5 protein-coding genes are annotated in these 12,584 nt (G+C 40.8%); all 5 read left to right on the top strand.

From position 1 onward, the window contains the following. The first annotated feature begins 133 nt into the window (after positions 1 to 133). The 5 genes from QCD85_RS03980 to QCD85_RS03960 all read left to right on the top strand — a co-directional run bounded on the left by QCD85_RS03980 (position 134) and on the right by QCD85_RS03960 (position 12,089). Complete coding sequence (locus QCD85_RS03980; RefSeq protein WP_301261691.1) at positions 134 to 2,434, top strand: glycoside hydrolase family 3 N-terminal domain-containing protein; 2,301 nt, start codon at positions 134 to 136, stop codon at positions 2,432 to 2,434. A 79-nt stretch (positions 2,435 to 2,513) separates the two neighbouring features. Continuing rightward, complete coding sequence (locus QCD85_RS03975) at positions 2,514 to 6,038, top strand: alpha-mannosidase (protein ID WP_301261690.1); 3,525 nt, start codon at positions 2,514 to 2,516, stop codon at positions 6,036 to 6,038. Further along, entirely contained in the window at positions 6,032 to 7,363 is a 1,332-nt protein-coding gene (locus QCD85_RS03970; protein ID WP_301261689.1) for a glycoside hydrolase family 125 protein, read from the top strand. Before QCD85_RS03975 ends, QCD85_RS03970 begins: the two co-directional genes overlap by 7 nt. A gap of 473 nt (positions 7,364 to 7,836) precedes the next feature. Further along, on the top strand, positions 7,837 to 10,965 hold the full coding sequence (locus QCD85_RS03965; protein ID WP_301261688.1) for a beta-galactosidase: 3,129 nt from the start codon (positions 7,837 to 7,839) through the stop codon (positions 10,963 to 10,965). Positions 10,966 to 11,156: 191 nt separating this feature from the next. Beyond that, positions 11,157 to 12,089: an alpha/beta hydrolase gene (locus QCD85_RS03960; RefSeq protein WP_274170702.1), complete on the top strand. Its 933-nt coding sequence runs from the start codon at positions 11,157 to 11,159 to the stop codon at positions 12,087 to 12,089. The last annotated feature ends 495 nt before the right edge of the window (positions 12,090 to 12,584 follow it).

The raw sequence follows: 12,584 nt of genomic DNA, 5'->3' as shown, positions 1-12,584 counted from the left end.
AAGCGGTTTATTCAGGGATTCCTTTACAACAGCGACGATAATAGCCACTCTTCCCCCGCAGCGGTGTCCCTAGACGTGCAGAAACTTTCCACTTTATTCCTACCCTGCAACTCCAATCGAAAGGATGATCACTATGACTAGTTATAAAAATCCAGCACTTTCTATCGAAGAACGCGTGCAAGACCTGCTTGCTCAAATGACACTGGATGAAAAAGTAGGGCAACTGATCCAATTGTTTGGCTGGCGCACTTTTACCAAAAATGAAGATGGAACAGTTACCCTGACTGAAGAATTTAAAGAAGACATTCGTCAAGGGAAAATCGGTTCCTTATATGCCACTTTACGTGCTGATCCATGGACAGAAGTCACACTGGAAACGGGCTTATCCCCAGCCGAAGGCGCTGCTGCACTCAATGATATTCAGCGATTTGTGATCGAACATTCCAGATTAGGGATTCCGCTGATGTTTGGCGAAGAATGTTCACATGGACATATGGCAATCGGTGCAACAGTCTATCCTGTTCCACTACTTGCAGCAAGCACATGGAATCCAGCTTTGTATCAACAAATGTGTGAAGCGGTAGCGATAGAAACGCGCAGTCAAGGGGGCGTGGCTACCTATTCACCGGTACTCGATATTGTGCGTGATCCACGCTGGGGAAGAACAGAAGAAACATATGGAGAAGATCCATACCTCGCAGGAGAACTTGCCGCTGCTGCTGTGATCGGTTTGCAAGGCAAAGGATTAGATTCACCGGATACAGTGATTGCCACCTTAAAACACTTTGTCGGTTATGGAGCTTCAGAAGGTGGACGCAATGCTGCACCTGTACATATGGGAATGAAAGAATTGCATGAGATCGATCTAGTTCCGTTTCGCAAAGCAATTGAAGCCGGAGCCATCTCGGTCATGACTGCGTATAACGAAATTGATGGAGTACCTTGTACATCCAGTGAATATTTATTGGATGATGTGCTTCGCCAACAGTGGGGATTTGATGGCTTTATTATCACCGATGCAAGCGCTATGAATATGCTGGTGCATGGTTATAATGTGGCAGAGACAGGAGAAAAAGCGACAGCACTGTCGCTCCAAGCAGGAATCGATCTGGAAATGTCAGGGTATATGTTTGGAAAATACCTCAAATCTGCTTTGGAGCAAGGAATCGCTCAAGAGGCTCATTTGAATCAAGCCGTCAGTCGTCTGCTAAAAGTAAAATTTCAGTTAGGATTATTTGATCAACCTTATGTCGATCCAGAACGTGCCGCACGTGTGATCCATAGTCCAGAACATATTGAATTGGCTCGTGAAGTCGCTAGACAAGGAATTATTTTGCTCAAAAACGAAGCATCCGCATTACCATTACAACCATCAACAACAGGCAAAATAGCAGTTATTGGCCCAAATGCGAATAAACCATATAACCAGTTAGGCGATTATACTTCTCCACAACCAGCAGGCAAAGTGATAACCGTGTTAGAAGGATTACGTCAAAAGTTAGGAGCGGATAGTGATCAACTGCTATATGCACCGGGTTGCCGGATCAAAGACGACTCCCGCGAAGGATTTGATCTTGCTTTAGATACCGCCAAGCAAGCAGATACAGTTATTCTAGTACTCGGTGGATCAAGTGCTCGTGATTTTGGCGAAGGAACGATTGATTTGCGCACAGGTCAATCATTAGTGCATGATTCAGAGGAAAGTGATATGGAATGTGGGGAAGGGATTGACCGTTCTAATCTGAATCTGACAGGTGTACAGCTCGAATTGTGTCAGCAGATTTATGCGCTTGGCAAAAAGTTGATTGTTATCTATATCAATGGACGACCTGTAGCAGAACCGTGGATTGATGAACATGCGGATGCGATTATAGAAGCATGGTATCCGGGGCAAGAAGGTGGGCATGCACTGGCAGAAATTTTGTATGGAGATGTGAATCCATCCGGTCGTTTGACAATCTCTGTGCCTAGACATGTGGGACAATTGCCTGTGTATTACAATAGCAAGCGTACACGTGGTAAGCGTTATCTTGAAATGGATTTGCAACCTGCGTATGCTTTTGGACATGGGCTAAGTTATACCACATTTGCTTATGATGCACCTGTAGTGACTCCTGCGGTTATTGCACCGGACGAGCATGCTCAAGTCAGTGTACAGATTACCAATACAGGAGAGGTAGCTGGATGGGAAGTCGCTCAATTGTATTTGACTGATCTGTTCGCTTCTGTTACTCGTCCGGAAAAAGAACTCAAAGGATTTAAAAAAGTCTTTTTACAACCTGAAGAGACTACAACTGTTACATTTACTTTGACACCAGAACATTTAGAATTAGTCACTTCTCAATTAGACCGTATTGTAGAACCAGGAGATTTTCATATACAAGTAGGCAGTAATTCAGTAGAAGGTCAGGTTGTAACGTTGACTGTACGCTAGTCTGGAATAGGTTATCTGAGTATTGATATCAACATGTATGATTGTATCTCAAAACATTGATTACTCGAGGAGGCTGTATATGTACCGGATCGAACGATTTATCAAACTTTTATCTACAAAACAATGGTTGGATACGCAAGAACTGAATCAATGGACGGTAGAAGAAGCTCGTTATATTACACCTGATCATTATGAGATTTTAGTACCACGTCAGAACAGTGATATGAGATTGAAAGAAGAGTATGGGATCACCTACTTTTTACAAACCAATATCCAGATTCCAGCTTCATGGTCAGCCCATCCTGTCGGCTTGGTTTTTAACGCAGGCGGTGGAGAAGGATTACTGAAAATCAATGGCGAGTTCTATCATGGGCTGGATAAAAATCATATATTTATTCCTTTGCGAGAGTCATACATCGGTACAGATATAACGCTTGATATTGAATTATACGATCCGATTCCTGAACCTCATGATCCGTTAAATGGACAACCCGAATATGTAGCTCCATTGAGAGGGTATCAGGCTAGTCTGGTCAGTATCAACAGTGGACTGCGTAGTCTGATGTATAGTGTACGGATATTGCTACATAGTATGCGCCGTTTGCCTGAAAATGAATTGCGCCGAATCGAAATCCAAAAAGCGTTAGAACAAACAATGCATGCTGCATATGCACTTCCGGAAGAATCATGGCAACTGGAAGAACCGTGGCAACAACTGGAAGAAATATTACGAGAACAGGTAGTCGTATTTGCTCCCGATGCATCCGAAAGTGGCTATATGTACATGATCGGACAATCGCATATTGATATCGCATGGTTATGGCCTGTGCGGGAGACTGTTCGTAAGTCCAGTCGTACATTTTCAACCATGTGTACGTTAATGGAGCAATATCCTGACTTTATTTACTCTCAGAGTCAACCGCAATTGTTCGCTTATGTGAAAGATCATTATCCAGAGCTATATGCCAAAGTGAAAGAACGAATCGCGGAAGGTCGCTGGGAATTGGTTGGAGGAATGTGGGTCGAGCCTGATCTGAATATTCCAAGTGGGGAGTCATTAGCTCGTCAGCTATTGTATGGACAGCACTTTTATCGTGAAGAATTTGGTATCACTTCTACGATCGAATGGTTACCGGATACATTTGGCTATTGTGCTTCATTGCCACAATTATTGCGTCAAGCCGGAATCGATTATTTTATGACGACCAAGCTGAATTGGAATGACACGAATATTTTTCCGTATGATCTGTTCCACTGGGTAGGCATTGATGGTACGCCGATCCTTTCTTATCTGAATCATGGTGTGAACGAATCGACTACACCTAAAGACATCGCAGAACACTGGGAATATTTCCGTCAAAAAGATATACATCCTCAGCAGATGCTACTCTACGGACATGGAGATGGCGGCGGCGGAGTCACCCATGAAATGATTGAGTATGTAGAACATGCCGAGTTGATGGTGGGATTACCCCAAGCAGAATTTGGAACAGCCAAGCAGTTTTTTGAACAGACTTTGGAATCAGCAGAAGAGCTACCTGTATGGCGTGGTGATCTGTATTTAGAATTACATCGCGGAACGTATACGACGCAAGCATGGAATAAACGTCATAACCGCAAAGCAGAATTACTGTATCGTGAAGCTGAAGTATGGGAAAGACTCACCACGATCTATTTTAATCAAAGCAGTCTATCGAATAGTGAACCTACCGAATTATCTATAGAACAAGATGACACATTAACATCTGAAAGTATAAAAGTACTAGCGAAGCAATCTGCGGATAAGGGTTTATCAGTACATCCTGCTCTTTTTGAACAACAACAAGATGGAGCAATTACCAGACAACAATTCAAAAATGGATGGCTTGGTATTATGCTTAATCAGTTTCATGATATTGTCCCGGGTTCGGCGATTCCAGAAGTGTACGATACGTCTGAAGTCGAATATGCTCAGATTTTACAGATTGGGGCAAGTGCTCTGGATCAAGCGCTCACTCCATGGACAGCATGGATTGGACAGCAGTTAGCACAGTCGGATCAACAAGGTACAGCGTATGCTGTGTTCAATAGTCTAAGTTGGGAACATGGAGAATGGATCGAGATTGAAGGTGGCGCCGAGTTAGCTGCTGTTCATGTATATGATCAAGCAGGAACAGTGTTGCGCAGTGATGTGGTCTCACAAGCTACTGTTGAGCAGACTGTACCCACATCGATTCCGTCTACAACAACTCAAGTACCACAGTTACTGTTTACATCAGCCAAGCCTGTTTTACCAGGACATACAACCAATACCGATCTATCTACAGCGCAAAATGCAACAAAGTTATCCACAGAAAATGAGTCTCAATTGGAAAATAAATACACTTTAAGAGTCTATATACCATCGATTCCTGCATTCGGTTATACCGTGATCTGGTTGCGTTCAGAAAGTGATCACAGTGTTTCATCTGCTAGTAGTATAGATACCGATAGAAGGTTCCAATCTCAAGTAAAAATTGGAAAAGCAGTGCCTTCAGTTTGGGAAACTCCTTTTTATCGTATTCAGTTTAGCGAGCAAGGCGAGATTGCTGCTTTGTATGATAAGCAATATGAACGCAACGTATTAAAAGAAAATCAGCATGGTAATGTATTTGGCTTTTATCATGATCGCCCGTTGCTATGGGATGCGTGGGATATTGATCCTCATTTTGCCGATCAGATAGCTGATACAGCTGTGTGTATTTCTTCTCAGGTAATTATGAGTGGACAGACAGGAGATATATTACAATTCCGCTGGCAGATCGGACAGTCGATCATTTCCCAACATATATATCTGTATAATGACAATCGCCGAATCGATTTTAAAACAGAAATAGAGTGGAATGAAAGTCATAAGTTGCTAAAAGTATCGTTCCCTGTAGATCTGATAGCAGAGCAAGCGACATATGAGATTCCATTTGGTGCTTTGCAACGCACGATGAATACTAATACGAGTTGGGACAAAGCTCAATACGAAGTCTGTGGACATCGCTGGGCAGATATTTCAGAAGGTAATTATGGAGTAAGTCTGCTTAATGATTGTAAATATGGCTATGATATCAAAGATTGCAATATGCGCCTTTCGTTACTACGCGCACCCAAATGGCCTGATAAAGGTGCCGATCTAGGTCATCATGAGTTCACCTATTCACTATTACCACATGGCGGAGATTGGCGTGAAGCGCACATTGTACGTGCAGCAGCAGAACTCAATCAACCTGCATCTTATAGAATCATTGAAACCACATCGACTATGGATAAAAAAATATCGACAGTTGTAGATCATCAGCTATCTACATCGTTATTTTCCTATCATAGTGAGCATATTATTCTCGATACGATCAAGCCAGCAGAAGATGGACAAGGTACGATTATCCGTCTGTATGAATCTTCTGGTAGTCGTGGCACCGCTCGTATTCAATGGCCTGTACAGACTGATATAACAGACGATCATGCGATCACACTGGTCAATATACTGGAAGATCATGTTGGAACATTACCTGTGATAGATAATCAACTAGAACTATCATTCAAACCGTATGAGATCAAAACGTTGAAATGGAATAAGGGGGAATCATCATGCTAGAAAAGTTAGAACATGTTCAAATGTCCACATTCGAGCTGCCACAGGCAGTTCAGGATGTGCTAGCAGAAGCAGAGCAAACATTAGCTCACCGTCCCAAGTTAGCTGAACTGTTCCGCAATTGTTTTCCCAATACGTTAGAGACGACTACCAAATTGATGGATGATGGCACTACTTTTGTGATTACAGGAGATATTCCAGCGATGTGGTTGCGAGATTCAGTAGAACAGTTGATACACTATGTTCCTCTTTGTAAAGAAGATAAAGATTTGCAACGTATGATTAGCGGATTGATAAAGCGACATATGTTCTATCTGGAGATTGATCCGTATGCGAATTCTTTTAACGAAACAGCGAATGATTGGCACTGGGACCCTGCAGATGAAACAGAGATGAGTCCGTGGGTATGGGAGCGCAAGTTCGAGTTAGATTCACTCTGTTTTACGATTCGGTTAGCGTATCACTATTGGAAAACAAGCGGGAATACCGATATTTTTGATGCAGGATTTAAGCAGGGGTTGCGTACAATTTTCCAGTTATGGCGAACAGAACAACGTCATATGGAAGAATCACCGTACCGTTTTACCAGACGCAATTGTCCGGCTATTGATACGATTCGGAACAAAGGGTTAGGGATGCCGGTGAACTATACAGGGATGATCTGGTCAGCATTCCGTCCAAGCGATGATGCGTGCGAATTTCATTATAGTATTCCTTCCAATATGTTTGCGGTCGTGTCGTTACGCCAAATGCAAGAAATGGTACGAGCTGTTTATCGGGATGAAGCTTTTTGCGCAGAATTAGCCGAAATGGAAGAAGAAATTCGGCATGGAATCGAATTGTATGGCATTTATCGACATCCGGTACATGGCAATATGTATGCGTATGAAACGGATGGGTTTGGCAATTACTGTCTGGTTGATGATGCCGGTACACCGAGCTTATTATCAATGCCTTATCTAGGATATTGTGATGTGAACGATCCGATGTATCTGAATACACGCAAATTTATTTTAAGTACTGAAAATCCGTATTATTTTGAAGGGAAAGCGGCTAAAGGAATGGGTAGTCCTCATACACCAGCAGGTTATATCTGGCATATGGGATTGTCGATGCAAGGTTTAACAGCTAACAATGATGCTGAAATATTGGAGATGATCCATCTATTAGAAAGTACGGATGCCAATACAGGTTATATGCACGAAGGATTCCATTCAGACGATCCGACTGTTTTTACCCGTCCATGGTTTGCATGGTCGAATAGCTTATTTTCACAATTAATCTATAAAGCGATGCAAAAAGGTTTACTGACCCATTCATCATCTTAAAACACATTAAAAAGTTGAATAAAGTTGAAATTAATCATTTCAAAAATTACTTAATGCGTAACTTAATAAAATCAGTTATAGTAAAAGAAAGTTATAGTAAAAGAATATAACAACACTTAGCTATAACTAACCAATCTTTATCATGTATCTATGTTCAACTAAATTTATCTGTAAAAGGCTTCCCTTTACTCACCCTCATTACGAACAAACCGATTTAGAAATGAGGATGCAAGAGCATAGAGCGAAGGGAATATGATTGTTCTGAAAGAGTTACAAGCTTTCGCAAGGTACTTCGGAAGCATAGACTATGATCGCCTTTGGACATGAATCTTTACTGCAAAGCAGTTATACCTAGGATTCATGTCCAACAGCGGCGACAAGAACATTCATCTTCTCATAGCGGTCTAACTCCCAGTATCCGAAACTTTCCAATCCAGTTGTATTCCAATCCAATGTATATGAAGGAGATTGTTATGACTCTAATTTCTAAGCTCCATACTGTTATTTTTTATGATCCTGCTTTTCCATTTGATGGGCAACGTCCGAATGAGCAACAACTGACTCATTTACAAAAACAAGGTACGGTTGTTAATGCGAACGAACTTGCTAAAGCGCTTACGCAAGCAGATTTGTTTATTCATCTGCATGGCAGTTATTTTCCCAAACAAGCATGGACAGCTATTCATAATCATTTGAATGACAGTAAAGGGTTTGTACATATGGGCGGTATTCCTTTCCGCAATCCTGTAAATGAAACAGCAGATGGATGGCAAGCTGAACATGAACAAACAGCGTATCATCAAATTTTGAATATAAATGAAGTGTTGCCTGTAGAAGTAACACCGATTGATCATTATAAAGCAAGTACAGATTTTCCGTTATTTGCAGGACAAGAATCTTTATTTGAGCGTCAGAGCACATGGGGATTCGCACTTCATGTAACCAAAGCTAACGATCATCCTGCACAGGGTGGCTCTAGTGGACCGATGGATGCTCATATTTATCCATTGCTCAAAGGAATCTCCAAAGACGGACGTGAAGTAGCTGCGCCTGCTATTTTGCTCGAAAATACAAAAGGCGCTTATGCAGGTGGACGCTGGGTATTTGTCAATCAACTAGCAGGAGCATCGTTCTGGGAAAAAGGAGTAGAAGCTATTTCTAGGTGGGGCGAATTCGCTGCTAAAGGCGTGACAGAAATCTGGGTAAAGCCTAACTATGCCAGCTATGAACCAGGAGAACGTCCAACACTAACGATTCAACTGCAATCTTTACAACGTCATTCCACAAGTGCAGATATTAGCGGAGAATGGACATTTAAGCTACAAGTGGCTAAAGAAGATCAGGATTTATCCGGTCAATTTACAGACGTCTGGACAAAAGAATTCAATATCTCATCTTCGCGTGAACTGGATATTGTACGCTTGCCTGTTGAGATCACAATTGAAGCTGGATATTACCGTCTGGAAGGAACGATCACGTCTCCGTCTGGTGAGATTCGTAATATTCATCAAGGATTCTGGGGATTTGATGCAGACTTTTTGGCAACAGGTGAAATGTTAACAGCCGATCGTGATTATTTCCGCAAAGAAGGTCGTCCATTACCGATTGTGGGCATGACATATATGACTTCAGATGTAGCGCGTAAATTTTTATTTTTACCGAATGCGGCAGTCTGGGATAAAGATATGGCACAGATGAAGCATGCAGGGATTAACTATCTGCGCACAGGCGTATGGAGCGCTTGGCGCCATGTGATGTTTGTCGATGGTCATCCGTATGAAGAAGTGATGCGTGCGATCGATGCGTTTATTTTGACAAGTAAAAAGCATGGTCATGAATTAACATTTAACTTTTTTGCATTTACACCGGAAGCCTGGGAAGGGGTTAACCCGTATCTTGATCCACGCAGTGTAGAAGCGCAGAAGCGTTTTATTTCAGCGATTGTGACCCGTCATCGTCACACATCTAATATCCATTGGGATCTGATCAATGAACCATCGATGTTCAATCCAGATATTCCATTTTCAGGCCCACAACCGGTATACGATGAATTTGAGATTGCCGCTTACAAAGAATGGGTCGAAAAGCGTTATGATAGCGATATTACTAGAGTGCAAGAGCGCTGGAATATGACACCAGAAGAATTACCAAACTTTGATGCAGTATATCCAGTTCATGTGAATGATATTAGCTACAATCCTACATCGATTCATCCGAAAAAAGGAACCCGTTGGCTGGATTATAATTTGTTTACGATGGATATGCATAACCGCTGGGCGACGGATCTTACCCGTATGATCCAAAGTATTCAGCCCAAGCAATTAGTTACTGTTGGACAAGATGAAGGTCTAGCCGGACAACGACCATCGCCATTGCTGTATGCAGAGACAGTCGATTATACAACGGTACATTCATGGTGGGAAATGGATGATCTGGTGTGGGACGGCATTTTCACCAAGACACCGCAAAAGCCGAATTTGATTCAAGAAACAGGCATTATGTATATTGAGACACCGGAAGGTAAAGCTAAACGTAGCGAAAATGAATTGAAATATATTTTAGAACGCAAATATGCGTATGCTTTTTCAACAGGCGGAGCAGGGGCTGTACAGTGGATCTGGAATATTAATTTCTATATGCATAATGTGAATGAATCTCATATCGGAGCAGTGCGAGCCGATGGCACAGAAAAGCCAGAAGCCGATGTATCTTATGATTTTGGACGCTTTATGGCGGCGACTCGTGATTTATTTGAAAATCGTCAATTGGAAGAAGTGGCTGTTGTTTTCCCTTATTCTAATGATCTGTCTAATCGTAAATTCGCTCATGATGCGACTACCAAATTGATTCGTACCTTATCGTATGAATTAAATGTACATGCGCGTGCTTTTGGTGAATATCATTTACACGAATTAACGACAGGTGATGTACCCAAATTAATTATCGTATCCAGTCCTCATAACTTCCAGAGCGCAGCGCTCAAGCAATTGTTAGATTATGTAGAAGAGTATGGCAGTACTTTACTATTTACAGGTCCACTAGCATTAGATGAATACTGGCAACATACCGATCGCCTTAGTGAAGTGACTGAGAGCGCTCCTTTATCTAATGTACGCCGCGAAGAAGCGTTGCAGTTAGGTGAAGAGATTTTACCTGTATCGTTCAGTCGTAAGCGTATTGCTGAATTGGTCAAACAAGCACCGTTAACAGGTATTTCTCAAGTGAAAAATGTTAATATCGGTAAAGGTAAAATCATTTGGAGTCCATTGCCGGTAGAATTAAGCGATCGTACAGAAACACAGATTGCCCTCTACGAATATGCATTAGCTGAAGCAGACGTATCGTCTGAATTGGAATGGATACAAGGTGATGAATTATCTGGAGTGTATGGACGCAAATTATCTTTCGACAAAGGCAATCTGTATATCTTTGTATCTGAATACGGAGCTAATGCTCAGATTCAAGTGAAAGATCCGATTAGCACCAAAATCTATAATTTTCTATTGGATGCAGAACGTACGGTGATGTTTGCCACTGATATTGAAGGGTCGATTACTACGATCTATCGCCCGGAAGAAGTTAATATTGATGTGACGAAATAAGCTAAAGAAATTATCAAAAAGCATAATGATGATATCGATTGCAAAGAGGTTACCTGTAAAGGTAATCTCTTTTTGTATATAGTATATGTCAATAACTTCGTATAACACGAAGTTGGATAAACGTTATACAATGCTTTATAATTAAATAATGATATACATATGTATCAAATTAGAATTAAAGGAATGAATTTATGAAAAAGGTATTTAAGTTTATGCTCAAAGCTGTCGCAGTGATTGTGTTGTTAATTGTTATTTTTCTAGCGACAGTCTATGTTGTTAATGTAGTAGCTAGCAAGTCAGAACAAAGCAAAATTCAACCATACGGACAATCTGTTGTGGTCGATGGGAAGAACATGAATGTTATGATTCAAGGAGAAGGCAAGCAAACGATTGTGTTATTGCCAGGCTTCGGTACAGCATCGCCAGCACTTGATTTCAAACCATTAATCGAACAACTATCTCCACATTACAAAGTGGTCGTTGTGGAACCATTCGGTTATGGATTAAGTGATGTCACCGATAAACCGCGTACGGTAGACAATATTACGAACGAGATTCATGAAGCATTGCAACAATTGAAAATCAATAAATACATTCTGATGGGTCACTCGATTTCAGGAATCTATGGATTAGATTATGTCAATAAATATCCTAATGAAGTGACTGCTTTTGCGGGAATTGATTCTAGTTTCCCTACACAGCCGACAGAAGTGATGGATACCGAATCGGTGAGTTTATTGCAAAAATCAGGTTTTTACCGTTTATTAGTCAAATTGAATCCATCTCAGATCATGACACCGGATGTAGATGACAATACTAAACAACAAATTAAAATGATCACGCTCAAAAACTTGATGAATCCTGATATTGTCAGCGAAGCACAGTTATTACCTACCAATTTCAAAGCGGTACAAGGCTTGCAATTCCCTAAAAACTTGCCTGTTATTTTCTTTCTAGTCCAAAATGATCCTGATATTAAAAACTGGACAACTCAACATGAAGAACAGATCAAAAATTCAGTACATGGTAAAGTGGTTCTATTAGACGGTACCCATTATCTGCATTACACTCAATCCAAAGCTATCGCAGATGATTTGCAAAGTTTTATGAACAGTATAAAGTAACAATTTGAAAGTGGTTCTAAATTATAATCTGCTAAGGAAGTAGATTATAAGACATGATGAATTATTTTGAATAAAAGAGCTACAGGAACTATATTTTTATCATTAGGATTAATCATTATCATCGAGCAATAAAGTTTACGTTTTATAGTAGTAACCGCAATGACTTTTCATAGTAATGGCATGTCTAATACAGCTATACAAGAGATGCTAACTTGGACGCTTACACCATACAACTTAGCTATACCTATCATTTTTGTGATCATAGGTATAGGTTATCTACTCTGGTCAGAATTAAATAAAGAATAAAGAAAAAGGATGCTATTTACTACAAATAGTATCCTTTTTCTTTACCTCAAACTTTCAACCCCATGCTGTGTCCATTTCCAACATACTACATTTACTTTCATATCATTATTATGCTTAACTTTATTCAAAAGTTTTTAAATTAATCGTCTCCCAAATATGATCCTAGCACAGAGCGGAGATAAAGGAATT

Origin of the sequence: Paenibacillus sp. PsM32 (genome assembly GCF_030433815.1) — a bacterium.
Taxonomy (GTDB): Bacteria; Bacillota; Bacilli; order Paenibacillales; family Paenibacillaceae; genus Saccharibacillus; species Saccharibacillus kyungheensis.
The sequence above is the reverse complement of the archived record's forward strand: the minus strand, read 5'-3'. Positions and strand labels throughout refer to the sequence as shown.